Source organism: Salinarimonas chemoclinalis (assembly GCF_041514305.1).
In the GTDB taxonomy this organism is placed as follows: Bacteria; Pseudomonadota; Alphaproteobacteria; order Rhizobiales; family Beijerinckiaceae; genus Salinarimonas; species Salinarimonas chemoclinalis.
This window is the reverse complement of the sequence record NZ_JBGMWH010000001.1, coordinates 797,708-823,107: the sequence shown is the minus strand read 5'-3', so window position 1 is coordinate 823,107 and position 25,400 is coordinate 797,708. Positions and strand designations below refer to the sequence as shown.

The 25,400-nt window shown below is 71.7% G+C and carries 24 protein-coding genes; 8 read left to right on the top strand and 16 right to left on the bottom strand.

Annotated features, from left to right (window positions below; all coding sequences use genetic code 11):
- Nucleotides 1-23: 23 nt before the first annotated feature.
- On the bottom strand, nt 24-1,853 hold the full coding sequence (locus tag AB9M23_RS03770) for a cation:proton antiporter domain-containing protein (protein WP_372422578.1): 1,830 nt from the start codon (nt 1,851-1,853) through the stop codon (nt 24-26).
- Nucleotides 1,854-2,092: 239 nt separating this feature from the next.
- On the opposite strand from AB9M23_RS03770, the gene AB9M23_RS03765 reads away from it, so the two are divergent.
- Entirely contained in the window at nt 2,093-2,932 is an 840-nt protein-coding gene (locus AB9M23_RS03765) for a DUF5131 family protein (RefSeq protein ID WP_372422576.1), read from the top strand.
- Nucleotide 2,933: 1 nt separating this feature from the next.
- Here the strand turns inward: AB9M23_RS03765 and tcmP are convergent, their stop codons facing one another.
- A complete protein-coding gene (tcmP, locus tag AB9M23_RS03760) occupies nt 2,934-3,839 on the bottom strand; it encodes a three-Cys-motif partner protein TcmP (RefSeq protein WP_372422574.1) in 906 nt (301 codons plus the stop codon).
- Nucleotides 3,840-3,910: 71 nt separating this feature from the next.
- The gene (locus tag AB9M23_RS03755; RefSeq protein ID WP_372422572.1) at nt 3,911-4,051 is read right to left on the bottom strand and encodes a ribbon-helix-helix protein, CopG family; all 141 of its coding nucleotides are present in this window, start codon (nt 4,049-4,051) and stop codon (nt 3,911-3,913) included.
- A gap of 156 nt (nt 4,052-4,207) precedes the next feature.
- Here AB9M23_RS03755 and AB9M23_RS03750 point away from each other — a divergent pair, with 156 nt between their 5' ends.
- Together AB9M23_RS03750 and AB9M23_RS03745 are read left to right on the top strand one after the other, a co-directional pair.
- Entirely contained in the window at nt 4,208-4,447 is a 240-nt protein-coding gene (locus AB9M23_RS03750; protein ID WP_372422631.1) for a hypothetical protein, read from the top strand.
- A 261-nt stretch (nt 4,448-4,708) separates the two neighbouring features.
- Entirely contained in the window at nt 4,709-5,962 is a 1,254-nt protein-coding gene (locus tag AB9M23_RS03745; protein WP_372422571.1) for an APC family permease, read from the top strand.
- A 4-nt stretch (nt 5,963-5,966) separates the two neighbouring features.
- On the opposite strand, the gene AB9M23_RS03740 is transcribed toward AB9M23_RS03745, so the two are convergent.
- The 3 genes from AB9M23_RS03740 to AB9M23_RS03730 all read right to left on the bottom strand — a co-directional run bounded on the left by AB9M23_RS03740 (nt 5,967) and on the right by AB9M23_RS03730 (nt 9,507).
- Complete coding sequence (locus tag AB9M23_RS03740; protein ID WP_372422569.1) at nt 5,967-8,018, bottom strand: methyl-accepting chemotaxis protein; 2,052 nt, start codon at nt 8,016-8,018, stop codon at nt 5,967-5,969.
- A gap of 110 nt (nt 8,019-8,128) precedes the next feature.
- Entirely contained in the window at nt 8,129-8,545 is a 417-nt protein-coding gene (locus AB9M23_RS03735; protein ID WP_372422568.1) for a thiol-disulfide oxidoreductase DCC family protein, read from the bottom strand.
- Nucleotides 8,542-9,507, bottom strand: a complete 966-nt coding sequence (locus AB9M23_RS03730; protein ID WP_372422566.1) for an NAD(P)/FAD-dependent oxidoreductase — start codon at nt 9,505-9,507, stop codon at nt 8,542-8,544. The genes AB9M23_RS03735 and AB9M23_RS03730 overlap by 4 nt, the downstream gene beginning before the upstream one ends.
- A gap of 192 nt (nt 9,508-9,699) precedes the next feature.
- Between AB9M23_RS03730 and AB9M23_RS03725 the strand changes: the two genes are divergently transcribed.
- A complete protein-coding gene (locus tag AB9M23_RS03725) occupies nt 9,700-9,903 on the top strand; it encodes a hypothetical protein (RefSeq protein ID WP_372422565.1) in 204 nt (67 codons plus the stop codon).
- A gap of 38 nt (nt 9,904-9,941) precedes the next feature.
- Here AB9M23_RS03725 and radC read toward each other — a convergent pair whose 3' ends face one another.
- Nucleotides 9,942-10,628, bottom strand: coding sequence for a RadC family protein (gene radC / locus AB9M23_RS03720; RefSeq protein WP_372422563.1), 687 nt, complete (start codon nt 10,626-10,628; stop codon nt 9,942-9,944).
- A 248-nt stretch (nt 10,629-10,876) separates the two neighbouring features.
- Between radC and AB9M23_RS03715 the strand changes: the two genes are divergently transcribed.
- On the top strand, nt 10,877-11,128 hold the full coding sequence (locus AB9M23_RS03715) for a hypothetical protein (RefSeq protein WP_372422561.1): 252 nt from the start codon (nt 10,877-10,879) through the stop codon (nt 11,126-11,128).
- A 2-nt stretch (nt 11,129-11,130) separates the two neighbouring features.
- On the opposite strand, the gene AB9M23_RS03710 is transcribed toward AB9M23_RS03715, so the two are convergent.
- The 6 genes from AB9M23_RS03710 to AB9M23_RS03685 form a co-directional block, all read right to left on the bottom strand.
- The gene (locus AB9M23_RS03710; RefSeq protein WP_372422560.1) at nt 11,131-12,666 is read right to left on the bottom strand and encodes an AMP-binding protein; all 1,536 of its coding nucleotides are present in this window, start codon (nt 12,664-12,666) and stop codon (nt 11,131-11,133) included.
- A gap of 158 nt (nt 12,667-12,824) precedes the next feature.
- A complete protein-coding gene (locus AB9M23_RS03705) occupies nt 12,825-14,564 on the bottom strand; it encodes a methyl-accepting chemotaxis protein (protein WP_372422558.1) in 1,740 nt (579 codons plus the stop codon).
- A gap of 214 nt (nt 14,565-14,778) precedes the next feature.
- A complete protein-coding gene (gene gpt, locus AB9M23_RS03700) occupies nt 14,779-15,285 on the bottom strand; it encodes a xanthine phosphoribosyltransferase (protein ID WP_372422556.1) in 507 nt (168 codons plus the stop codon).
- Nucleotides 15,286-15,327: 42 nt separating this feature from the next.
- Nucleotides 15,328-16,086, bottom strand: coding sequence for a competence/damage-inducible protein A (locus tag AB9M23_RS03695; RefSeq protein ID WP_372422554.1), 759 nt, complete (start codon nt 16,084-16,086; stop codon nt 15,328-15,330).
- Between the two features lie 269 nt (nt 16,087-16,355).
- Nucleotides 16,356-17,051: a cold-shock protein gene (locus AB9M23_RS03690; protein WP_372422552.1), complete on the bottom strand. Its 696-nt coding sequence runs from the start codon at nt 17,049-17,051 to the stop codon at nt 16,356-16,358.
- A gap of 430 nt (nt 17,052-17,481) precedes the next feature.
- A complete protein-coding gene (locus AB9M23_RS03685) occupies nt 17,482-17,787 on the bottom strand; it encodes a hypothetical protein (RefSeq protein WP_372422550.1) in 306 nt (101 codons plus the stop codon).
- A gap of 156 nt (nt 17,788-17,943) precedes the next feature.
- Between AB9M23_RS03685 and AB9M23_RS03680 the strand changes: the two genes are divergently transcribed.
- Complete coding sequence (locus tag AB9M23_RS03680) at nt 17,944-18,462, top strand: cupredoxin domain-containing protein (protein WP_372422548.1); 519 nt, start codon at nt 17,944-17,946, stop codon at nt 18,460-18,462.
- 21 nt (nt 18,463-18,483) lie between these two features.
- On the opposite strand, the gene AB9M23_RS03675 is transcribed toward AB9M23_RS03680, so the two are convergent.
- Nucleotides 18,484-18,918, bottom strand: a complete 435-nt coding sequence (locus AB9M23_RS03675) for a GlcG/HbpS family heme-binding protein (protein WP_372422546.1) — start codon at nt 18,916-18,918, stop codon at nt 18,484-18,486.
- 251 nt (nt 18,919-19,169) lie between these two features.
- On the opposite strand from AB9M23_RS03675, the gene AB9M23_RS03670 reads away from it, so the two are divergent.
- Nucleotides 19,170-19,964 (top strand): thymidylate synthase, encoded by a 795-nt coding sequence (locus AB9M23_RS03670; protein WP_372422545.1) that lies wholly within the window; start codon nt 19,170-19,172, stop codon nt 19,962-19,964.
- A gap of 199 nt (nt 19,965-20,163) precedes the next feature.
- On the opposite strand, the gene AB9M23_RS03665 is transcribed toward AB9M23_RS03670, so the two are convergent.
- The gene (locus tag AB9M23_RS03665) at nt 20,164-20,592 is read right to left on the bottom strand and encodes a SufE family protein (protein ID WP_372422543.1); all 429 of its coding nucleotides are present in this window, start codon (nt 20,590-20,592) and stop codon (nt 20,164-20,166) included.
- A gap of 198 nt (nt 20,593-20,790) precedes the next feature.
- Between AB9M23_RS03665 and parE the strand changes: the two genes are divergently transcribed.
- Nucleotides 20,791-22,872 (top strand): DNA topoisomerase IV subunit B, encoded by a 2,082-nt coding sequence (parE, locus tag AB9M23_RS03660; RefSeq protein WP_372422541.1) that lies wholly within the window; start codon nt 20,791-20,793, stop codon nt 22,870-22,872.
- Between the two features lie 75 nt (nt 22,873-22,947).
- Here parE and AB9M23_RS03655 read toward each other — a convergent pair whose 3' ends face one another.
- Complete coding sequence (locus AB9M23_RS03655) at nt 22,948-25,233, bottom strand: xanthine dehydrogenase family protein molybdopterin-binding subunit (protein WP_372422539.1); 2,286 nt, start codon at nt 25,231-25,233, stop codon at nt 22,948-22,950.
- Nucleotides 25,234-25,400: the final 167 nt, after the last annotated feature.

Sequence of the window (25,400 nt, the reverse complement as noted above, 5' to 3'; positions counted from 1 at the left end):
GCGCTCGTCGCCGGCCGGGCGCCCTACTCCGCAGCCGGGCGCTCCCCGTCCTCCTCCACGAACGACCGCGCCTCCTCGTTGAGCGCGCGTCCCTTGCGCGAGGGCGGACGAAGCGGCTCGGGGCGCATGGTCTTCTGGTGGAGGATGTCCTTGCCGGCCTCGATCCCCGCCAGCTTCTGCGCCTCGAGCCGCTCGAGGTCGCGCCGGCGCACGTCCGCCTCCACCACCGCCGCGCGCTCGGCCGAGACGCCGAGCGCGACGAGGACCTCGCGCCCCGCCCGCACCGCGCTCTCGAACGTGTCGCGCACCGAGAGGGTGATCCCCGCCTCGTCCAGCGCGATCGTGTGGGTGCGGTCGTAGGCCCGCGCGTAGATCGCGAGCAGCGGATACTCCTCCCGCAGCCGGCGGCAGATGGCGAGCGACGTGTCCGGGTCCTTGATGCACACGAAGACGAGACGCGCCTGCTCGACGCCGGCGGCGCGCAGCACGTCGAGGCGGTTGCCGTCGCCGAAATAGACCTTGAAGCCGAAGCGCGCGGCGTTGCGCACGCGGTCCGGCGCGCGGTCGATCAGCGTGGTCTCGACGCCCTCCGCCAGCAACATCTGCGAGGCGATCTGCCCGAAGCGGCCGAAGCCGATCAGGATGGCGGAGCCGCCGGCGCCCTCGAAATCCTCCTCCATCCGCTCCCGCGGCGCCGTGGCCGCGAGAATGCGCTGGCCGAGCGCGGCGAGCGGCGGGCAGGCGACCATGGAGAGCGCCGCGAGCGCGATCATCAGCCCGACGTCCTCCTCCGAGACGAGACCGAGCGCGCCCGCGAGGGGTGCCAGCACGAAGGCGAACTCGCCCGCGGCCGACAGCACGAGCCCGATCTTGATCGCCTCGCGCGACGTCGAGCCGGTGAGCCGCGCGACGAGCGCCGTGGCGGCGATCTTGACGGCGAGATACAGCGCGAGCAGGCCGAGCACGAGGTCGAGCCGCGCGAGGAGATCGCGCACGTCGATCAGCATGCCCACCGACATGAAGAACAGCGCGAGCAGCAGCCCGCGGAAGGGCTCGACGTCGGCCTGGAGCTGGTGGCGATAGGAGGAGCCCGCGAGCATCACGCCCGCGAGGAAGGCGCCGAGCGCCATCGACAGCCCCGCCGCCCCCGCCGCGAGCGCGGCCGCGAGCACGACGAGGAGCGCCGCCGCCGTCATCACCTCCCGCGCCCCGGCGGAGGCCACGATGCGGAAGAGATGATCGAGCACGTAGCGTCCCGCGAGCACGATGCCCACGACGACGCCGAGCGCCAGCGCCGCGTCGCCCCACGCGCCGCCCGTCGCGCTCGCCCCCATCGCGCCGGCGCCGAGCAGGATCGGCGCGAGCGCCAGCACGGGCACGGTCGAGACGTCCTGCGTGAGCAGCGCGGCGAAGCTGCGCCGGCCGTAGGGGCAGGCGAGCGCGTTGCGCTTCTCCAGGATCTGCAGCGCGATCGCGGTGCCCGACAGCGCGAAGGCGAAGCCGACCAGCGCCGCCGCCCCCGGCGCGAGGCCGAGGCCCCATGCGATGGCGCCGAGCGCCGCGCCGGTGAGGGCGACCTGCCCGACACCGAGCCCGAGGATGTCCCCCTTCATCGCGAGGAGCCGCGACAGGCGCGTGTCGAGGCCGATGACGAAGAGGAGCAGCACGACCCCGAGCTGGGACAGGCCCATCACCGCGTCGGCATCGTCGAAGACCGCGAGCACCGAGGGCCCGATCACCACCCCCGCCACGAGATACCCCACCGCCGTCCCGAGCCCCAGCCGCTCGAACAGCGGCGGGGCGAGGATGGCGCCGAGGAGGAAGGCGAAGGCCTGGGGGAGGTAGGCGTCCATGGGGGCTCCGGGGGCGGGGGGCCTGCCATGGTGGGATGATGGGCGGTGGGGGGCAAGGGGGGATGCCTGGGGTTGATGCGTCTGCCCCCGCGCTGGTGACAGCAGGCGTGGTGGCCGCCGTCTGCCACTACCCTCCGATCGCTCAGAGCTTCGCCTGCAATTTAAGAGGCGACAACCTCTTAACCTCTCAGTATCCTCTCAGGAATAAAAGAGGAACGGACGATTCGTGCGGAGGCGGCATGGCCGAGGGGTCCAGGATCGAGTGGACGGACCACACCTTCAATCCGTGGACCGGCTGCACCAACATAAGCCCCGGCTGCGATCATTGCTATGCGGAGGCGTGGTCGAAGCGTTCGGGTCACGTGCGCTGGGGCAACAATCCCCGCAAGCGCACCACGGCGGATTACTGGAAGGCGCCGCTGATCTGGAATGCGCGCGCGGCGCGCTTCCAGGCGCAGCACGGCCGTCGCCAGCGCGTGTTCTGCGCCTCGCTGGCGGACGTGTTCGACAACCAAGCTCCGCCGGAATGGCGGGCGGACCTCTTCGCGCTCGTGCGCGCGACGCCCGCGCTCGACTGGCTGATGTTGACGAAGCGCCCGCAGAACATCGCCGAGATGCTTCCCGACGATTGGGGCGGCGGCTACGCGAACGTCTGGCTCGGCATGACGGCGGAGGACCAGGTGCGCTACGACCAGCGCTGGCGCCACCTCGCCGCCGTGCCGGCCACGATCCGCTTCGTCTCGTACGAGCCGGCGATCGGCCCCCTGCGACTGCCCGCCGACGCCGAGGCCTATCCCGACTGGATGATCATCGGCGGCGAGAGCGGCGGCGGCGCCCGCCCGATGGACCCCGCCTGGGCCCGCGACGCGATCGCCGACTGCCGCCGCCTGGGCGTGGCGCCGTTCTTCAAGCAATGGGGGGCGTACGGGAATAATCCGCTGGTGCGGGAGCAGGCGATGACGCCCGCGGAGGCGAAGGGGGTGGATGCCGCTGGGAAGGGCGGGGGGATGGTGGACGGGAAGGTGGTGCGGGAATTTCCGACCGAGGCGATGAACTCAACGGCTTCTGGAGCCGCGTAAGTCACGCCTTCAGAATACGATCTGCTGCTCGACGAGCGAGCTGGATTGCTTTTGGGTTCCGACTTGAAACGGCAAAGAACAGGGAGAACATCTGTATTTTCTTCCCTCTGATATTCTGGAATAATTTACGCGGCTTATCGGAAACGTATCCAAAATGCTCTGAAAGCCGGTTTGCAAAGGATTGCTCTAGGAGATTGACATCGACTGTTCGCACAGCGCGCTCGAAATCATCGTCGAGTAGATCATTGTGTGACAGATCTCGCCGATAAAACTTGTCTTCCCACCAATCTCCTCCAAGAACTCGTGTCAATGCCGCTTCTTTGTGATGATCGATCCGCTCCTTATCGTTTGCCAGTTGGCGCAAAACACCGTTGGTCGGAAACAGATACCACATATCAAGCGCACGTGTATTTGCAACAGAAAGCAATGTATCAAAACTCAACTCCATTCCAAACGGATCGACGAATATAACACCTCTGTATTGCCGGCCACTTCTCCCGCGTCCATGCCACGGTATTTCCCGGCAGATCCTTCGAACCTCTTCATTTGCATCGCCAGAAAGAACTTTAATCTGCCGATTGGGGTTCTTGGCCGCCAATGCCTTCAGCTGCCTCACGCTCGCTTGGTGTCTCTCAATGAGGATGGTGACATCGAAAGTTGGAGTTGTTGCGAGAGCTAGCGCAGCGGATCCAGCTTTAGTAGCTCTACCGCTGTCATCCACCAAACCCTTCAGTAGCCCTGCATCAGACGACGCAAGATCGTACGCTCCGCTGCCTGCGAACGCGTCGATATAGCAGAGTCGAAAGCCTTGATTCTTAAGCGCCAGGGTGAAAAATGAGAGGTAACGTTGCAGAGCATCGAGCTTCTGCCCAGTATGATCTCCGCCCTGAAAACGCCCCTGAGCCATCCAATCCCTCGTTGAGCAGTCTTTACCTGTCCCAACGTCGGATAAATCTCCGTTGGGCGCAAGCCAGTTGTTCACCCCTCCCCCAGATACCCCCGAGCCCGCAACCACTCCACCACGGCCTGCCGCATGATCTCCGACTTCGGCGCGTCCTCGGCCCGCGCGGCCGCCTCCAGGCCGTCGGTGATGTCCTTGCCCGCACGGAAGCCGATCATCGGGTCGCGCCCCGTCGGCGGGCGTCCGCGCTTCTTTTTTGGTTTATCCGCTATTGACCCGCTCATACGTAACGGCTACGCCATGCAAGCGAGCCGAGCAAGAGGGTGGCTCCTCCTACCCGGCTCTGACCACGCACGATCCCGAGGAGATCGCCCATGGCCGACCAACGCGATACCACATCCGATCCGGACCGCATCCCCGATTTCGTCCACATCGCGGACGGGCTCTACGACGTGCAGCGCGGCCTCGCCGGCCTCTCGCTGGCCGTCGACGGGCTGCACGACCTGCGCGCCTCGCACGGGATCGGGCATCTGGTCCATCTCGTCGAGCGCGAGCTGGAGCGGCTGCGCGACTACGTGGAAGAGGTGCGCCCGCGGCCCGAGGCGCTGAGCTGACGGTGCGGCAAGAGACGGGCGGCGCGCGGGCGACGCGCGCCGCGCCGTCCGTGGTCGGCGTCGACTATGCCGCGGAGGCGGCCGAAGCATGCCGACGCCCCTGTCCTTCCCTGTAGGGGAAGGAGAAGGGAGAGCGACGGCATCGATCTCGTCCGAGGCTCGTGGCGGGCATCCCCTTCTTGACACCCCGCCCCCACGCATGATCCACACCTCATAAGTCGCACGGCGACTCCCGAACCCACCCAGACGCGAGCCCCGCCCATGCCAGCCTCGGACCTGCGCCGCACGCTCGGCGTCCTGCGCGGGACGTCCGTGCTGCTGACGATCGTGATCGGCGCGGGGCTGCTCACGCTGCCGGGGCTCGCGGTCGGCGCGGCGGGTGACCATGCGCTCGTCGCCTGGCTCGCCTGCGCCGTGCTGGCGCTGCCGCTGCTCGCGATCTTCATCCTGCTGGGGCGGCGGCATCCGGAGGCGGGCGGCATCGCGGCCTATGCGGACCGGGCCTTCGGGCGCACCGGCCGCGAGATCGCGGGCATCCTCTTCCTCGGCGCGGTGGCCTTCGGCCTGCCCTCGATCGCGCTGGTGGGCGGTCACTACGCGGCGTCCGTCCTCGACGGCTCGCCCCATCTCTGGGCCGCGCTGCTCATCGCGGGCGCGCTCGTGCCGCACCTGATACCGGGGGACGGCGCGGCGCGCGCCATGAGCGTCGTGGCGTCGGCGGTGCTCGGCGTGATCCTGCTCTTCCTCGCCGCCGGCTTCCTCGGCACCGAGCCTTCGCCCGCCGGCTTCGCGCCGCTCCCCGCGGATCTCGAGATCGCACGACTCGTCGCGCCGATGATGATGATCTTCTTCGCCTTCACGGGCTGGGAGGTCGGGGCGGGCATCGCCGAGGAGTTCCGGGACCCGCGCCGGGACTACACCTTGGCGATGGTCGCGTCGTTCACGATCGCGGTGGCGCTCTACGCCGCCATCGCCTGGCTCGCGCAGACGCGGGACCTCGCCGGACTCCACGAGGCGCCCTTCGTCGCCATCCTTCGGCCGATGCTGGGAGAGGCCGGCGCGATCGCGGTGGCCGCGACGGCGGTGCTGATCGTGCTCGCCAACCTCTCCGGCGCGGTCTGGGGCGTGTCGCGGATGGTGTTCGGCCTCGCGCGCGAGGGCACCTTGCCCGCGGCCCTGGCGGCGACGCGGGGCGGCCGGCCGCTCGTGGCGGTCGCCGTGACGGTCGCGACGCTGCTCGCCGTCCTCGCTGCGGACGCGATCGGCGCCTTCGGCCTCGGCAGCATGCTCGCGCTCGCCGGGCAGAACTTCGTCGTCCTCTTCGCGGTCGCCGCCGCCTGCCTCGTGGTGATCGCGGATCGCCTGCTCGAACGCATCCTCGGTGCGACGGCCGTCGTCGTCGTCTGCGCGCTCCTCGCCCTCCAGGGCGTCGCCCTCGCCTACCCGGCCGCGCTCGCCCTCCTCGCGGTCGCGGCGGCGATGCTGCGCGGGAGGCGCCGGCGCCGCGGGGCGTGACCGGTCACGCCGCCGCCACCCGCTCCAGGAAGCCGTCGATCGTCTGCGAGAGCCGGCGGGTCTCCTCCGCGGCGGCGCGGGAGGCCTCGTCGACGGCGTCGGCGGAGCCGGTGGCGCGGGCGGTGGAGGCCTGGACGGTGCCGATGTTGCGCGCCGCCGCCTCGCTGGTGCGCGCCGCCGCCTCGACGTTGCGGGAGATCTCGCTCGTCGAGGCGCCCTGCTCCTCCACCGCCGCGGCGATCGCGGTGGTGTGGACGTCGACCTCCTTCATGATGGTGGCGATGCGCTGGATCGAGGAGACCGCCTCGCCGGTCTCGGCCTGGATGCCGGCGATCTGCTGGCCGATCTCGGCGGTGGCCTTGGCGGTCTGGTCGGCGAGGGACTTCACCTCGCCCGCCACCACCGCGAAGCCCTTGCCCGCCTCGCCCGCCCGCGCCGCCTCGATGGTGGCGTTGAGCGCGAGCAGGTTCGTCTGCTCGGCGATGGAGCGGATGAGGTCGACGACGTCGCCGATGCGCCGGGCGGCTTCGGCGAGGCCGGCGACGCGCCCGCTCGTCTCGTCGGCGGTGCGGGTCGCGCGGGAGACGACCTCGGTCGTCTCGCCCACCGTGCGGGCGATCTCGTCGATCGCCGCCGCGAGGCTCGCCGCCGCCTCCGCGGCGACGGTCGCCGTCTGCGCGCTCTCGCGGCTCTCGGTGGCGGTCTCGTCGGTCGTGCGGGCGGTCTCGGCGGCGATCGCGGTCAGCGTGCCCGCGGTCTCGCGCATGCGCTCCATCTGATCGGAGACACGCGCGAGCAGCGTACCGATCTCGCCGCGGAACTCGCCCACCAGCGTCTCGACGGCGCGCTGACGCGCCGCGCGCGCCTGCGCCTCCGCCTCGGTCTCGCCGGCGAGGCGCGCGCGCTCGATGGCGTTCCTGCGGAAGACCTCCACCGCCGCGGCCATGGCGCCGATCTCGTCGCGCCGGTCGCGGCCGGGGACCTCGACGGTCGTGTCGCCGTGGGCGAGCCGGTTCATCGCCGCCGTCATGGCGGAGACCGGCTGGGCGATCGAGCGGCCGATGAGCACGGCGATGGCGATGCCGAGCACCGCGAGGCCGGCGGACGTCGCGAGCGTCAGGCCGACCGTGGTGGCGGCGGACGCCGTCGTCCCCTCCCCGATCGCCGCCGCCTCGCGCGCCGCGTCCGCGGCGATGGCGGACGACGCCTCGCCGACCGCGCGCTCGGCGGCGCCGAGCACCTCGAGGCGCAGCGCGGCCTGGGCGTCCGAGAGCCCCACCGCCTGAGCCATGCCGCCGCGGAAGGTCTCCATCTGCCCGAGCACCTCGCCGAGCTGCGCCTTGCGTCCCGCGTGGGACACGCCGGCGTAGAGCCCACCGGCCCGATCGACGGCGAGGTCGATGCTGGTGACGGCGACCCGCGGATCGTCGCTCGCCCCGGAGAGGTAGCGACCGAGCTCCACCTGGGCGGTGAGGAGATCCTTCATGGCGATGGCGAGGCCCATCGAGGCCTGCGTGTCCTGGTCCATGGACGCGGTGTAGATCGCGAGGTTCATCGTGCCGATCGCGCTCTCGACCGCCGGGTCGATGACGTCGGCGACGACCGCCTCGAGGGCGGCGCTGTCGGCGAAGAGGCGATCGAGCCCCTCCGAGAAGGCGGAGAAGCGCGCGGCGATGTCCTCGACGAGCGTGCGTCGGCGCGGCTCGGCGGTGGCGGCGAGCGCGTCGTCGATCATCGCCTCGAGCGCGGCCGTGCGGGCCGCGATGCCCGCGAGCGCCGCCTCGTCGCCGCTCTCCAGCGCGTCGCGCGCGGCGAGCGAGATCTCGACGAGGGCGAGGTTGATCGCCTGCGCCCGCTCGCTCTCGGAGACGACCTCGGCATAGGCTCCGAAGTCGCGCGTGAGGCTCGACACGTTCCAGGCGGCGAAGAGTGCGACGCCGAGCGCCAGCACGAGCAGCGCCGCGAAGCCGGCGGCGATGCGGATGCGGATGCCGCCGCGCGACGCCGCCCGGGCGGCGGCGGGTTGCGTCTCGGTCGTCGGGTGCGATGCGGTCACGGCGAGAGGTCTCCGGCGATACGGGCATGTTCCGTTTCGTAAACCGGAAACCTGAATGGAGGGTTGATCGCGGGCTCCCGGGCGCCCGAGGAGGTGCGAGCGTTCGCGCTCTACGGTTCGGAGTGGCGCCGCGCACGCCGTTCGAGCATGCGCGCGAGGTGCGGGCGCAGCGGGAGGAAGCCGCGATAGGCCAGCTCCAGGAGCGTGCGCACCCCCGGCAGGCGCGCGATCGCCGCCGCCGGGCGCCAGGCCGGCAGCACGCGCCAGAGCCGCGCGAAACCCGCGGCCCCCGACACGAGGCCCCCCCGCGCATCGCGCACGTGGAAGCGCGCGAGCGCCGCCTCGCGGGGCAGATCCGGCCCGGGATCGGCGGCGACGTCCGAGACGTCCACGAAGGCGACGCGCTCGGCGCCGCGGCAGCGGGAATAGTGCCCGATCTCGGCGCGGCAGAGCGGGCAGGCGCCGTCGTAGTAGACGGTGAGCTCCGGGACCTGGCCCGCCGTCGGCGTCTCGTCGGTGCGGCTCATCGGCGCGTCTCCTCCAGCACGGCGCGGGCGAGCGCGCGAGCGCTGTCGAAGGCGGCCTCGACCCGCCCGCCGAGGCACCAGTCGCCCGCCGCGCCGAGGCCGGTCTCGGGGTCCCAGAGGCAGGGCCGCCGGACCGGTTCCTCGACGAGGGCGAAGCGCCAGCGATGCGCGACCGCGTAGAGAGGCTCGGAGCGGGCGCCCAGCAGCGGCGCGGCCTGCGCGAGGAGGGCCCGCGCGATGGCGTCGGGCGTCTCCTCCAGATGTGCGCGCGACCAGCCCGGCGTGGCGTGGACGACGATCCGCCACGGCGCACCCGCCGCGCGACCGGGCTTCGACGCTTCCTCGCCGATCCAGGCGATCGCCGGATGATCGGGCCGCTGCGCGGGACCGGGCGGGTGCTCGAGCACCTCGGGCGCGTAGGCGAGCATCAGCGCGAGGCAGGGCGCGTACCGCGCCGCGCCGGCGGCCCGGGCCAGCGCGGGCGCGACGGGGGCGAGCAGCGCCGCCGCCTGCGGCGCGGGGGCGGTCACGAGCACCGCCGCGAAGGGGCCGAGCCGCCCGCCCTCGGCGGCCGAGAGCGTCCAGCGGCCCGGCTCGCCCTCGATCGCCGCGACCGTGGTGCCGACGGTCAGCGGGATCCCGGCGGCCAGCGCCCTCACCGGTGCGTTCATGGACGGAGCGCCGACGAAGCGGCCGTCCGCGCCCCACGGCGCGGCGAGGCCGCGGGCCGCCCACGCCGCGATCTCGGCGGCGAAATCGGCGCCGTGCGCGCGCACGTACTGCGCACCGTGATCGAAGGCGAGCCCCTCCTGCGTCCTGCGGGTCGCCATGCGCCCGCCGGCGCCGCGGCTCTTCTCGACAATGTGAACGCCCCGCCCGCCGGCCGCGAGGTCGCGCGCGGCGATCACGCCGGCGAGCCCCGCGCCGACGACGGCGACATCCGAGATCCCTTGCTGCGCCACGCCTTCGCCGCTCCTCGGCTCGCTGATCGTCATGTCTCCGCCTACGTGCGCGCGGCGTCCGCGGACCTGCGGCGCGGCGTCGCTTCCCGCGTCCCGCGACACGGATCGCGCTTGGCGGATGGTGCGACGCGGTCCACACTCGCGAAGACGGGTCGTGCGCCGCGCGCGCCGGCTCAACGAAGGACGACACCGATGCAGACCCGACAGAAGGCCCGCCGACTCCTCGATCTCGCCCGCGTCATGGTCAAGCAGGCACGCATCCTGCGCGACGAGGGCTTCACCGCCCGCGCCACGGAGGTCGCGCGCCGCGCCATCGCGCTCGATCGCCTCGGCTGGACGCTGATGCGCCCGCAGCCCGCGCCCGTGCGCATCGTGGCGAGCCGCCGCCTCCACTGACGGCGGCGAGAGCGCGCCGAGCGCGTACCATCCCGCCGTCAGATCAGCTTGAGCCCCTTGAGGCTCGCATGCCCGTCGCGGCCCACGATGATGTGGTCGTGCACGAGGACGCCCAGCGGGCGCGCGGCATCCGCGATCTCCCGGGTCATGCGCACGTCGGCCGAGGACGGCGTCGGGTCACCCGACGGGTGATTGTGTACGAGGATGATCGCCGTCGCCGAGACCTCGAGCGCGCGCCTGACCACCTCGCGGACGTAGACCGGCGTGTGGTCGACCGTCCCCGACTGCTGCACCTCGTCGGCGATGAGCGCGTTCTTCTTGTCGAGGAACAGGATGCGGAACTGCTCGCGCTCGGAGAACGCCATCGCGGTCCGGCAATATTCGAGCACGGCCCCCCAGGACGAGAGCACCGGCCGCTTGGCGATGGCCCCGCGGGCGAGCCTCCGGCTCGCGGCCTCGACGATCTTGAGGTCCGTGATCGTCGCGTCCCCGAGCCCGCCCACCTCCGAGAGGCGCCCGCGCGGGGCGCCGAGCACCTCGGCGAATCCACCGAAGCGCCGGATCAGCTCCTTGGCGAGCGGCTTCACGTCCCGGCGCGGGATCGAGCGGAACAGCACGAGCTCGAGCAGCTCGTAGTCGGGCAGCGAATCGCCGCCGACTTCGACGAACCGCGCGCGCAGGCGGTCGCGATGGCCGTGGTAGTGCGGCGGGTCCTCTTCGAGCATCGAATCGCTCTGCGGGAAGGTGGGTCCGAGACTCGACGTTAGCCGGTTCCCGCGGCCCGCACCAACATTCTCGAGTGGAGGCGCGCAGCCCGTCGCCCGCGACGCGTGCTCACCCATGGCGGGTGCCGATATTCGACGTTACGGTAAGCGTAAATTTCGCGAGACATCGGAAACCATCGTGCGACTTGGTCCTGGACCGGCCGACGCGAGACGCTATTCTTACGCCAGCGGAAATCGAGGAGATGGCCATGGCCTACACCGTCACATGGCGTGTCGTGGGACCCGACGAGCGGACTGTCGAGAGCGACGCGTTCCCGGACTCGTTCGGGCGCCACGAGGAGGCCGTCGCCTTCATCCTGGACAAGCTCTCGGCTTTCCCGAGCCTCGGCTACGAGAAGGGCCGCGGCTTCTGGGGGCGCACCGCGCCGGACCGGCGGATCGAGACGCGCTTCTCCATCGCGGAGGTGCCCGCCTACTCGGACGCCGTGCCGCGCACCTGATTTTACAGCATCGGAAGTAGCGACCGGGCCATCTCGACGGTCGAGACGTGGTCGATCTTGCCCGAACCGAGCACCGGCACCGCGCTGACGACGAGGACCGCGCGTGGCGCCCACAGCTCCGGGAAGCCCCGCGCGCGGGCGTGTGCGAGAACGGCGTCGCGATCCGCGTCCGGCTCGTCGGTCACCAGGACGAGCTGCTCGCCCTTGCGGGCATCCGGCAGGGCCACGACGACGTGGTCGTGCTCCGGCCAGAGTTCCTGGATCATCGTCTCCACCGCCGCGAGCGAGACCATCTCTCCCCCGATCTTGGCGAAACGCTTCGCGCGCCCGCGGATCGTCACGAAGCCGTCCTCGACCGAAACGATGTCCCCGGTGTCGTACCAGCCCTCCGGCGGCGCGTCGATGCGCCCGGACCCGTCGGGCGCGAGGTAGCCGGCCATGACGTTGGGTCCGCGCACGAGCAGCCGCCCGGCCTGTCGGATGCCCTCCACGGGCTCGAGCCGCCACTCGATGCTCGGCAGGAAAGGGCCGACCGAGCCGTGGCGGTTGCGGTCGGGGAGGTTGCAGGCCAGCACCGGCGCGCATTCGGTGGCGCCGTAGCCCTCCAGGATCTCCGCGCCGGTCCCGGCGTAGAGCCGCCGGGTCTCCTCCTTGATGCGCTCGGCGCCGGCGATGACGTAGCGCAGGGTCGCGAGGTCCCCCTCGCCCGCCGCGCGGGCGTAGCCCTGCAGGAACGTGTCGGTGGCGAGGAGGAAAGTCGCCTTCGTGCCCGCGATCAGCTTGGGGATCATGCGGTAGTGCAGCGGGCTCGGGTAGAGGACGACCTTGTATCCGTTGAGCAGGCCGAGCACGAGGCCGGCCGTGAGCCCGAAGGAATGGAAGATCGGCAGGGGGGAGAAGATCGTGTCCGCCGGCGTCAGCGCGTCGCCGGCGTGCTCGGCGATCTGCACGGCGTTGGCGATGACGTTGGCGTTGGTCAGGCACACCGCCTTCGGTGCGCCCTCGGCGCCCGAGGTGAACAGGATCACCGCGGGATCGTCGGGCTCGCCGGAACGCCTGGCGATGGATTTCGCGCGAAACAGCGCATCGATGAGGGCGCGGATCTTGTCGAGGCTGGTGATGCCGGCGCGCACGTCCTCCAGGTACACGACCCGGCGCCCCTCGGCGATCGCCGCGAGCGGCTCGTCGAGCCCGCCGTCCTGGATGAACTTGCGCGAGGTGACGATCGTCGAGATCCCCGCCGTCTCGCAGGCGACGCGCAGGTTGCGCGCGCCGGCGGTGAAGTTGAGCATCGCCGCGACACGGCCCGTGGAATTGAGCCCGAACAGCGCCACGGCGGCGGCCTGCACGCTCGGCATCATCAGCGCGACGCGCTCCCCGGGCCTGGTGCCGACGGCGAGCTTGCGGCCGAGCAGAAGCGCGCCGAGCACGAGCCGCTGGTAGGTGAGCGGCTGGCGCTGCTGGTCCTCCAGGATCACGAAGGTCTTGCCGAACCGCCCGCGCGCGGCGACGAGCGCGCCGAACAGGGTGCGGCGCAAGCGATCGGGGCGGCGGAGAGGGACTGTGTGCGTCATGCTGGACATGTATGGCGAACCCCCGCCGCGACAACCGCGAAAGCGCGGCCGTCGTTCCGCGACGGCCGCGCGCGTCCACGGAGGACGCGGCGGGGCGGCGCGCGGCCGCCCCGTCGTTCCGATCAGGCCGCCCGCCGGTCGCGCGCCACGGTGGCCGCGCCGGCGTCGCCCGAGGCGACGGCGCCGAGGAAGTCGTCGACCGCCTCGGAGAGCTCGGCGGCGACGGCGGCGAGGCGGTCGGAGACGGCGAGCACGTCGCCCGCCCGGCCGGAGGTCTCGTGAATGGCGGTCGTGACGGTCTCGACGTTCACGGTGGCGTCGCCGGAGCCCTTCGACGCGACGGCGATGGAGCGCGAGATTTCCTTCGTCGCCCCGTCCTGCTCCTGCACCGACCCGGCGATCGCCTGCATGAAGCTCTCGATCTCGTGGACCGCGCCCGCGATCTCGCGGATCGCGTCGACGCTCTCGCGGGTGGAGCCCTGGACCGCCGTGATCTGCTCGGCGATCTGATCCGTCGCCTTGGCGGTCTGCGAGGCGAGCTGCTTCACCTCCGCGGCCACGACGGCGAAGCCCTTGCCCGCCTCGCCGGCGCGGGCGGCCTCGATCGTCGCGTTGAGCGCGAGCAGGTTCGTCTGCTCGGCGATGGTGCGGATCATGTCGACGACGGCGCCGATGCGCTCGGCCGTCTCGGCGAGGCTCGCGACCTTGCCGTTGGTCCGCTGCGCGGTGCTCGTCGCCCGCGACACGACCTCGGAGGCGCGCCCCGCCTGGCTCGCGATCTCGCGGATCGAGGCCGAGAGCTGTTCGGCGGCGCTCGCCACCGCCTGGACCTCGGAGGCCGCCGTGGTCGACGCGTCGCGCGCGGCGCTCGCCCTGCCGGCGGCGGTGCCGGCCACGTCGGTCAACGCCACCGCCGTCGTGCGCATCGCGCGCGTGCCCTCGTCGACGCTCGCGAGCGTGCGCTGGACCACCTCGCGGAAGCGGCCGATGAGCGCCTCGAGCTGCGCCTGGCGATCGCGCGCGCGGACCCGCTCGGCGTCGGCCTCGCTCTGGAGGCGGGCGCGTTCCACGGCGTTGTCGCGGAAGACGACGACGCTGCGGGCCATGTCGCCGATCTCGTCCAGGCGCGCCTCGCCGGGGATCTCCGCCGCGTTCTCACCGGCGGCGAGACGGCGCATGACCTCGGTCAGGCGCGCGACGGGAACGGTGATCGAGCGGCCGACGAGCGTCGCCGCGGCGATCGCGAGGCCGGCCGCGACGAGGAGCGCGACGAGCGCCGTCGTCTGGAAGCCGCTGGCGGACGCGCTCACCTGCGTGCCGATGCGCTGGTTCTGGGCCTCCTGGAAGTCGATGAAGCGGTTGATGGCCGCGAGCCAGTCCGTGAAGAGGCCGCTGACCTCGCCGAGCAGGATCGCGCGCGCCGCCTCCCCGTCGCCCGCCTGCTGCAGCCGGATGATCTCCACGACGAGCGGGTTCGTCCGCGCCTGGATCGCCGCGATGTCGGCGAGGATCGTCCGCTCCTGCGCGGAGGCGTCGACCTCGGAGACGAGCGTCCCCATCGCCCGCTCGTTCTCGGCATAGGTCGCCGCGAGATCGGCGATGAGCGCGATCGCCGCGCGCCGCTCGCCCGCGTCCTCGATGAGGACGACGTCGCGGATCGCGATGGCGCGATCGTGCACCGAGCCGCGGAAGTTGATGGCGTAGCGCTGGAGCCGGCTGTTGACGTCGTTGATCTGGGAGAGATTGCGGTCGAGACGGTTGATCTCGGTGACGGAGCTCCAGGTGAGCAGCCCCATCAGCACGAGCATGAACCCGAAGCCCATGGCCAGGCGCGCGGCGATGCCGCGGCGGTTGATCGACATGTGAATGAGCCCTCGATTTGGGATCGCGACCGAACGGTGCCTGGGTACCCGAAGGCGCCGGCCGCGTGGGCCGTAGAAGCTCGTACTGTTAGAAGCTCGTACTGTTAAACGAAGGTGAATTTCGGCGGCGCCGAACACGCCGATCGGGATGCGACAGCGATGAACCCGTTCCGAAAGAGCAACGAAAAATGCGGGTTTCCCGGTGGGGGACTCGTCACCCGGCCGCGCCGTCGCGGATCGGGGGCTGGAACGCGTAGCCGAGATCCCAGGGGAAGTAGATCCAGGTGTCCTGGCTGACCTCGGTGATGAAGGTGTCGACGAGCGGGCGCCCGGCGGGCTTGGCGTAGACCGTGGCGAAGTGCGCGTTGGGCAGCATGTCGCGCACGACGCGCGCGGTCTTGCCGGTGTCGACGAGGTCGTCGATCACGAGCACGCCCTTTCCCTGCCCGTCTCCGAGCGCGCGCACCGCCGGCGCGATCTCCTTGAGCACCTGGAGCCCGCCCTGGCTCTTGTAGTCGTGGTAGCTCGCGATGCAGACGCTCTCGATCATGCGGATCTCGAGCTCGCGCGCCACGATCGCCGCCGGCACGAGCCCGCCGCGGGTGATGCACACGATCGCCTCGAACGGGCCGCTCTCGGCGAGGCGCCAGGCGAGCGCGCGGGCGTCGCGGTGGAACTGGTCCCAGGAGACGGGGAAGGCCTTGGGGGTGGGAGGCGTCATGGCGGCGGGCTCTCTTCTCGGGCGGGCGGTCGTGGTGTGGGATCAGATCGGCGCGTCGTCGGACGTCAGCCGGGAGAGGAGCGCGCGCACGGCCGCGGCCGCCGTCTCCACCGCGGACGCCTCGCGCCCGCGCAGAACGATCTGGTTGCGGAAGCCGACGCCCGTGAAGGACGGATAGGACCCGATCGACACGCCCGGGTGCGACACCGCCAGCGCTCCGAGCGCCTCGGCGTAGCTGCCCTCGGCGAGCCCGCCGGCGTCGAGGGTCTCGACGACCATGCGCGCGCCGGTGCGCAGCCGCGGCGCGACGGCGTCGAGCATGGCCTGCATGATCGAGGGCACGCCCGCCATCACGACGACGTTGTCGACCATGAAGCCCGGCGCCTTCGAGATCGGGTTCTCGATCAGCTCCGCGCCCTCGGGGATTCGCGCCATGCGCAGGCGCGCCGCGTTGAGCTCGCCCTCGGCGTAGCGCTCGCGCATCATGGCGACCGCCCGCGGATCGACGTCGATCGCGCGGCCGAGCGCCGTCGCCACGCTGTCGGCGGTGATGTCGTCGTGGGTCGGGCCGATGCCGCCGGTGGTGAAGAGGTAGGTGTAGCGCGCCCGCAGCGCGTTCACGGCAGCGATGATCTCCGCCTCGACGTCGGGGACGACGCGCACCTCGCGCAGGTCGATCCCGAGCGCGGTCAGGTACTCGGCGATGTGGCCGATGTTCTTGTCCTTGGTCCGCCCGGACAGGATCTCGTCGCCGATCACCAGGATCGCCGCAGTGACGCTCTCGCCGACGCTCTCGCTCATGCCTGGCACCTCGTGAAAGAGGCTTTAGCGCCGGGCGGGGCGAGCGGCAAGGGGAGCCGCGAGAGCCGGCGGCGAGGGCGAGCGGCGGCGGAGAGGGGCGGACCCGCGGAGACGTCCGACCGGCCCGATGCTCGCGCTGCACGCGGTCCCCTCCCCAAACGGGACGAAGCGCCTGTGCGAATGCGAAAGGGCGGGTCCCTCGCGGAACCCGCCCTACTTGGATCGCACAACCAGGATCACCGCGCGGACGTCACGCCCCGTGCGATGGCTCAGGCGTCGCCGAGCTCGATCGTCGCGGCCTCGCGGCCCTTCATGCCGTCGACCACGCCCATGCGGACGGCCTGGCCCTCGATCAGGTCGGGCAGGTTGGCGCGCATCAGCACCGAGCGGTGGATGAACACGTCCTTGCCGCCGTCCTCCGCCACGATGAAGCCGAAGCCCTTCGTGGGGTTGTACCACTTGACGGTGCCCATCAGTTCCGTCGTCGGGCCGGTGTGGCGCGGGGCGCCGCCGCCGGCCCCGAAGCCGGGACGCGGCGGACGCGGCGCGCGGGGGCCGGCACCGAAGCCGCCCGGCGCGCGCGGCGCGGGCGCCTCGGCCGTGGACGTGTCGACCGAGATCACCTCGGTGACCTGCGGACCCTTCTGGCCCTGTGCGGTGCGGACCTCGAGCCGGGTCCCCGGCTGCAGGTCGCTGTGGCCGGCGGCCTCCACCGCGCGGATGTGCAGGAAGGCGTCCCCGGTGCCGTCCGCGACCTCGACGAAGCCGAAGCCCTTCTCCGGGTTGAACCACTTCACGACGGCGTCGACGACCGGTCCGCCGACGGGGCGCGGCGCGCTGGGGGCGCCGCCACCGAAGGAGCCGCGTTCCGCGCGCGGCTCGAAGAAGTCAGCACGACGCTGACCACCGAAATCATCATCGAACCCACGACGGCCCGAATCGCGGAACTCTCGACCTCGACCCATGTATTCTCTCGCTCTCGCGCTCTTGCAGCTGACGTTGAACGCCCACACGTGTGTCTCGGGACCGGAGCTGATCGCGACGAGGCGCAGCGAGCCGGTCCGAAAACATGCACCCCTCAGACCGGTCTCTTGGCTCTTCTGGCGTATCGCATAGAATTGCTTATAAAGCGGTCGACGAGGCGGTTTACTTCCGCCCTCGCACGCCAGAGTGCCCAAAAACCTGGGCCTTGTAAAGACGCCGGCTCGCAAAAAGCCGCGCGCTCGCCGCGATTCCGAACGCGGTGGCACGTCTTCGCGGTCTATCTAACAAACGAGGCGCCGCGCGTCTCTACCGTCGATGCGCGAGACGAGCGATTTCCGGCACAATCCACCTTGCGCCGGTGCGCGAAGGGCTCCGGAAGCGGGCCGGCTCCGCCTCGGGTCGGGGGCGGCCTCAGCGCTCCAGCGGAAAGTCGGGCTCGCCCCCCGTCGCCGAGCCGCCGCGCGGACGCATCAGCGTCTCGTCGGCCTCGCCGCGCCGACGCGCCTCCGCCGGCGTCGGCCGATCGCCGAGGTTCGGCCTGTCCAGCGCCCCCTCCCCGCCGTCGGCGGCGCCGATCGTCCCGGTGAAGAACGGCATCGCGTCGAGGACGGCGTCCTCCCGCGGCGGATCGTCGGCGCGCGCGGAAAGCGTCATGGCCGCCAGGACGAGGCCGGCGACGACGACGGTCGGGAAGCGGGGCGTGTCTCGCAGGCTCACGGCTCTCCTCCATGGGGTCCGTCGCGGGAGGATCCGCGACGGGAGGCCAACGGCGCCGACGCGCCCGCCGTTCCCCCACCCGCCTCCCGGAACGCCGCGCGGCAGGCCCGCGTTCGTCCTCGTGCTCGATACGGGCGCATTCAGGGAGTTCGGCCCATGACATCGTCGACAGAAGTCCATCGCCCCGCCGGCGCGGCGACCCGCCTCCCGCCGATGCGCGTGCGCGGCGCGCTCCTGAGCGCCTTCGCCTTCGCATGCGTCGCGGCGGCCTCGCCGGCTCACGCGCAGACCCAGCCCGGCGCGGCGAGCGCCGAGGTGCCGCTCGCCGACCCGGCCCGGCCCGTCGCCGTCGAGATCGCGATGACCATGGAAGACGGCCGGATCGTCTGCCGGCCGGACCGTGCACCGCTCCCGGCCGACACCGCCCTGACGCTTCAGATCGTCAACGGGACGGAGACGGACGGCGCATTCGCCGCGCCGACGCTCGTCCACGATACGGCGATCGCGAGCACCGTCGACACGACGTACGACGAGGCGGCGGGAGCCTGGATCGTCGCGCCCGGCGCGATCGGCCAGATCGTGTTCGAGACGGACGAACCGGGCGAGCACGCCTTCACGTGCGCCGGCCCGGGCGCCGCCGATCCAGCCCGCGGCGTCTTCGTGATCGAGAACTGATCCGCCGTTCGGCGCCGTGGCTCAGGCGCCGGTGACGCCCTCGAGCCCGGCTGCGGCGATGCCGGCGACGGCGGCCGCCTCGTCGTTGTCGGACGTGTCGCCGGAGATGCCCACGGCGCCGACGAGCGACCCGCCGCTCGCCTTCACGAGCACACCGCCCGGCACCGGCACGAACGGCCCGCCGACGACCCCGCCGAGCGCTCCGACGAAGTGCGGGCGCTCGAGCGCCATCGCGTTGATGGTGCGGGACGGCACCCCGAGCGCCACCGCCGCGAAGGCCTTGCCCATGGCGATCTCGCCGCGCTTGAGGGAGGTGCCGTCCTCGGCCTCGAAGGCCTTGAGCGCGCCGCGGGCGTCGTAGACGGCGATGGCCAGCGGCTTGAAGCCGCGCTCGCGGCCCATGGCCAGCGCGGTTTCGACGATGGTGCGCGCCTGGGCGCGGGTGATGTCGGCCATGATGTCGGTCTCCTCGGCGGGTTCACGGAATACCTGTCGCGGCCAGCCATAGGCCATCGCGCCCCGAGCGCGAAGGGCTCGCGCCGGCAAAGGTGCCTTCTCGAAGGGGAGACCCGCATTCCTCGCGTTCGGCATGGTCGATCGGAGGCCCGTCGGGCCTCTTCGACATCGCGCCCTGTGGGAAACACGAACCGGCCGGATGCGACAGGGGAACGGCGCATGTAAGCTCCCCCTCCCCAGGAGCCCGCCCCATGCACCAGTACCACGCCCTCCTCCAGCGCATCCTCGACGACGGCGTCGAGAAGTCCGATCGCACGGGGACCGGGACGCGGTCGGTGTTCGGGCATCAGATGCGTTTCGACCTCGCCGCGGGCTTCCCGCTCGTCACGACGAAGAAGCTGCACGTCCGCTCGATCGTGCACGAGCTGCTCTGGTTCCTCGCCGGCGACACCAACGTGCGCACGCTCCAGGAGAACGGCGTCACCATCTGGGACGAGTGGGCGGACGCCGACGGCGAGCTCGGGCCGGTCTACGGCAAGCAGTGGCGCTCGTGGGAGGCGCCCGACGGCCGCACCATCGACCAGATCGCCTGGGTCGTCGACGAGATCCGCCGCAACCCCGATTCGCGCCGCCTCGTCGTCTCCGCCTGGAATCCCGCGGATCTCGACCGCATGGCGCTCGCGCCCTGCCACTGCCTGTTCCAGTTCTACGTCGCGCAGGGGCGGCTCTCCTGCCAGCTCTACCAGCGCTCGGCGGACGTGTTCCTGGGCGTGCCCTTCAACATCGCGAGCTACGCGCTCCTCACCCACATGATCGCGCGGGCGACGGGATTCGGCGTGGGCGACTTCGTGCATACGCTGGGCGATGCGCACCTCTACCTGAATCACCTGGAGCAGGCGAAGGAGCAGCTCGCGCGCGCCCCACGCCCCCTCCCCCGCCTCGTCCTGAACCCGAACGTGACCGACCTCTTCGCCTTCCGCTTCGAGGACATCGCGGTCGAGGACTACGACCCGCACCCGGCCATCAGGGCGCCGATCGCCGTTTGAGGCTGTCATCCCGAACCCCGGGTCGCGAAGTGGGCCCGGGGCCCAGATCCACAGGTGTCCGGCGAGCGTGCGCGAAAGCGCGCGCGTCCACCAAACGCCGAAGGAGGCGTCGAGCGCCGCGGCGTGTGCACGCCGCTCTTCGAGGCTCCGGAGGTTCTGGGTCCCGGACCGCCCTCGGCATCCGGGATGACAGCGCCCCTCACCCCACCGTCGCCGCGATCGCGTCGCGGCGGATGCGCTCGACCATGGCGCGCACGCCGTTGGAGCGCTGGGGCGTGAGGTGCTCGCGCAGGCCCAGCCGATCGAAGATCTCCACGGCGTCCGTCGTCGAGATCTCGGAGGCCGGCTTGCCGGAATAGAGCGCCACGAGCAGCGCCACGAGGCCACGCACGATGTGCGCGTCGGAATCCCCGCGGAACACGAGCACGGGATCGCCCGCACCGCCGTCCTCGCGCACGGTCTCGAGCCAGACCTGACTCGCGCAGCCGTGCACGCGGTTGGCTTCCGTGTGCGCGTCCTCGGGGAGTTCGGGCATCAGGCGCCCGAGCTCGATCACGTAGCGGTAGCGTTCTTCCCAATCGTCGAGGAACTCGAGGTTCGCGACGATCTCGTCGAATTTCGGCAGCATGCACCCTACATCGGTCCGGGGGCGTCGGGAGGCAAGGGGCTCGATCGGGTCTCGTGGCGCCGCGGCCTGTGGAGAAGTGCGGGCGGCCGCGCCCGCGGACCGGTTCGGTTTTGCAGTTGGTCTTTTGTTCTCCTATAGAGGCAGGTGGCGCGCATCCGCGCGCGTGGACCGATTCGAGCGGCGGAGACGGGCGGCTTCATGGCGAACGGGGACGATCTCTTCGAGGGCGGGGCGGCGCGCAAGCTGGAGGAGCCCGCGGGCCCGCCCGCGGCGAAGCGCGGCGCGCGCGCGGCCGGAAAGGCGGCGGTCGGCCCGTCGCCGGGCTCCTCGGGCGAGGTCGACTACGACGCCTCGTCCATCGAGGTGCTGGAGGGGCTCGAGCCGGTGCGCCGGCGCCCGGGCATGTACATCGGCGGCACCGACGAGAAGGCGCTCCACCACCTCTTCGCGGAGGTGATCGACAACGCGATGGACGAGGCCGTGGCGGGGCATGCGACCTTCATCGAGGTGGAGCTCGGGGCGGACGGCTTCCTCACCGTCACGGACAATGGCCGCGGCATCCCGGTCGACCCGCACCCGAAGTTCCCGGGGAAGTCCGCGCTCGAGGTGATCCTCACCACGCTGCACGCCGGCGGCAAGTTCGACTCCAAGGTCTACGAGACATCCGGGGGCCTGCACGGGGTCGGCGTCTCCGTCGTCAACGCGCTCTCCGAGCTGCTGGAGGTCGAGGTCGCCCGCGGCCAGACGCTCTACCGCCAGGTCTATTCCCGCGGCCACGCGCTCGGGCCGCTGGAGACCGTGGGGCGCGTGCACAATCGCCGCGGCACGCGGGTGCGATTCAAGCCCGACGCGCAGATCTTCGGCGAGCAGGCGAAGTTCTCCCCGTTGCGCCTGTTCAAGATGGCGCGCTCGAAGTCCTACCTCTTCGGCGGCGTCGAGATCCGCTGGCGTTGCGACCCCGCCCTCGTCGTGCCGGGCGAGGGCTACGAGGCGGAGGCGACGTTCAAGTTCCCCAACGGCCTGAGCGACTACCTCTCCGCCGAGATCGCCGGCAAGGAGCTCGTCGCCGATCAGCTCTTCTCGGGCAAGATCACCAAGCCGGGCGGGCACGGCTCGCTCGAATGGGCGATCGCTTGGCTGGCCAACGGCGAGGACGGGTTCTCCTCCTCCTACTGCAACACGATCCCGACGCCCGAGGGCGGCACCCACGAGTCGGGCCTGCGCATCGCGCTCCTGCGCGGGCTGCGCGACCATGCCGAGCGGGTGAACCAGCAGAAGCGCATGAGCGCGGTGACGGCGGACGACGTCATGGTCACCTGCGCCTCCATGCTCTCGGTCTTCATCCGCGAGCCCGAGTTCCAGGGCCAGACCAAGGACAAGCTCGCCACGCTCGAGGCGTCACGCATCGTCGAGAGCGCGGTGCGCGACGCCTTCGACCATTGGCTGGCGTCCTCGCCGGCGCAGTCGGCGAAGCTGCTCGACTGGGTGGTCGACCGCGCCGAGGAGCGCCTGCGGCGGCGCCAGGAGAAGGAGGTCGCGCGCAAGTCCGCGACCCGCAAGCTGCGCCTGCCGGGCAAGCTCGCCGATTGCTCGAACGCGGGCGCCGCGGGCTCCGAGCTGTTCATCGTCGAGGGCGACTCGGCCGGCGGCTCGGCCAAGCAGGCGCGCGATCGCCAGACGCAGGCGGTGCTGCCGCTGCGCGGCAAGATCCTCAACGTGGCCTCGGCGGGGCGCGACAAGCTCGCGGCGAACCAGCAGCTCGCCGACCTCGTCCAGGCGCTCGGCTGCGGGACCGGCGCGAGCTATCGCGACGACGACCTGCGCTACGACAAGGTGATCATCATGACGGACGCCGACGTCGACGGCGCCCACATCGCCTCGCTGCTGATCACCTTCTTCTACCGCCAGATGCCGCGGCTGATCGACGGCGGGCACCTCTACCTGGCGGTCCCGCCGCTCTACAAGCTGACCCACGGCGCGAAGTCGGTCTACGCCGCCGACGAGGCGGAGCGCGAGCGGCTGACGAAGAGCGAGTTCAAGGCCAACGCCAAGGTCGAGGTCAGCCGCTTCAAGGGCCTGGGCGAGATGATGCCGGCGCAGCTCAAGGAGACGACGATGCACCCGCAGAAGCGCAAGCTCCTGCGCGTCGCCATCGTCGCCGACGACCGCGAGGCCACGTCCGACGCCATCGAGCGGCTGATGGGCAACAAGCCCGAGGCCCGCTTCGCCTTCATCTCGGAGCGCGCGGCCTTCGCCGGCACGATCGACCTCGACATCTGACGCACCGCGCCGCGTCCTCCCGGGTGGGACCCGTGATCCGGGCCCGTCGAGCACCGGGAGGTGCTCCGGATGCGCTCAGGCCCCGCGGATCGCCGCGAACACGGCCTGCGGCGTCGCCGGCATGTCGAGGTGTCCGATGCCGCAGGCGCGGTGGAGCGCGTCGACGACGGCGTTCATCGTGGCCGGCGCGGCGCCGATCGTCCCCGCCTCGCCGGCGCCCTTGATGCCGAGGATGTTCGTGGCGCAGGGCACGTTGCGCGTCTCGAAGACGAAACTCGGCACGTCCGCCGCGCGCGGGAGCCGATAATCCATCAGCGAGGCGGTGACGAGCTGGCCGCCCGCGTCGTAGACGACGCGCTCGTGTAGCGCCTGGCCGATGCCCTGCACGACGCCGCCGTGCACCTGCCCGGCGAGGAGGAGCGGGTTGAGCGTCACGCCGAAGTCGTCGACGACCACATAGCCGACGACCTCGACCGTCCCCGTCTCGGGGTCGATCTCGACCTCGCAGACGTGCGTGCCGTTGGGATAGGTCGCCGCGGGCGGCTTCCAGGCGTGCGAGGCGGCGATCGGCTCGCCCGCCCGCGCCGCGAGGTCGGCGAAGCCGATTGCTCGATCGGTGCCGGCGATGCGCACGGCCCCCTCGGCGATCTCGAGATCCGCGGCGGCGGCCTCGAGCGCGTCGGAGGCGAGCGCCACGAGCCAGCTCGCCACCTGCTCGGACGCCCCCGCGACGGCCGCCCCGCCGATCGGGATCGAGCGCGAGCCGCCGGTGCCGCCGCCCGTCGCGATCTCATGGGTGTCGCCCTGGCGGACGCGGATGCGCTCGAGCGGCAGGTCGAGGTGTTGCGAGACGAGCTGGGCGTAGGCGGTCGCGTGCCCCTGCCCGCTCGACTGCGTGCCGATCGTCACGACCGCGCCACCGTCGGGCTCGATGCGCACGGTCGCCTCCTCCGGCCCGCCGCCGGCGCAGGCCTCGATGTAGCTCGCCATGCCGATGCCGCGGATGCGCTCCCGAACGCGGGCGTCCGAGGCGCGCGCCTCGAAGCCGTCCCAGCCGGCGAGTTCCATGGCCCTGCGCATGTGGCCCTCGAACTCACCGCTGTCGTAGGTGCGCCCCGTCGCCGTGCGGTAGGGCATCCGGTCGGGCGTGACGAAGTTCTTCGCGCGCAGGGCGTCGGGCGCGGCGCCGATCTCGCGCGCGACGTGGTCGACGAGGCGCTCGATCACGTAGGCCGCCTCCGGCCGCCCGGCGCCCCGATAGGCATCGACGGGGAGCGTGTTGGTGTACCAGCCGCGGATGCGCGCGTGCACGGCGGGGATGTCGTAGACGCCCGGCGTCATCGAGGCGCCGCCGGTGGGGATGAAGGGCGCGAACTGGGAGAGATAGGCGCCGAGATCCGCATCGATCGTCACCCGCATGGCGAGGAAGCGGCCCTCCTCGTCGAGCGCCATCTCGGCGAGGGTCCGGTTGTCGCGCCCCTGGGCGTCGCCGACGAAGTGCTCGGTGCGGTCCGCCGCCCACTTCACCGGCGCTCCGAGCCGCTCGGCGGCGCGCGCGCACAGGGGATACTCGCGGAAGACGAACATCTTGGTCCCGAAGCCCCCGCCGACGTCGGGCGTGACCACCCGCAGCGTCGCCGGCTCGCGCCCGAGGATGCCGGCGACGACGTCGCGCACGAGATGGCTGCCCTGCGAGCCCAGCGTCAGCGTGATGCGCCCGCTCACGCGATCGATCTCGGCGAGGCAGGCGCGCGGCTCGACGTAGTTCGTCACGAGGCGGTTGTTGACGAGCGCGAGCGAGACGACCCGCGCGGCCGCGGCGAAGGCGGCCTGCGTCGAATCGGCGTCGCCCACGCTCGAATCGAACGCGAGGTTCGTGCCGAGGTCGGGCCAGACGAGGGGCGCACCCTCCCGCTCGGCGCCGGCGATGCCGACGGCGGCGTCGAGGGGCTCGTAGTCCGCCGGGAAGGCGTCCGCCGCCTCGCGGGCCTGTGCGAGCGTCTCGGCCACGACGACGCCCACGACGTCGCCGACGTGCCGCACCCGGTCCGACGCGACGATCGGATAGGGCGGTGTCGCCATGCGGCTTCCGTCCGAGTTGCGTGCGGGCGCGAGGCAGGGCAGCGCCTTCAGGTCCGCGACGTCGGACGCGGCCAGGACGAGGCGCACGCCCGGCATGGCGCGGACCTCCGCGAGATCGCCCACCGCGAGCCGCGCATGGGCGTGGGGGCTGCGCACCATCACGGCGTGGAGCACCCCGTCGGGCGCGAGATCGTCGGTGTAGGTTCCCGCTCCGGTGACGAAGCGGACGTCCTCGACGCGACGCGCCGCCTGGCCGACGCCGAATTTCATGGGGCGCATCGCGGTGCTCCGTTCCTCGTTCTCTGGTGCCGAGAGGGTGGCGCCGGATCGCCCCGTGTCAACCGCCGTCGCGATCGGTACGCTCTCCCGCGGCATGGGCATCCGCGCCCGGGGTACGGGCCTGGACGCCTCCGGTCTCCACCGGCGGCCTGTCGCGTCACTCCCGT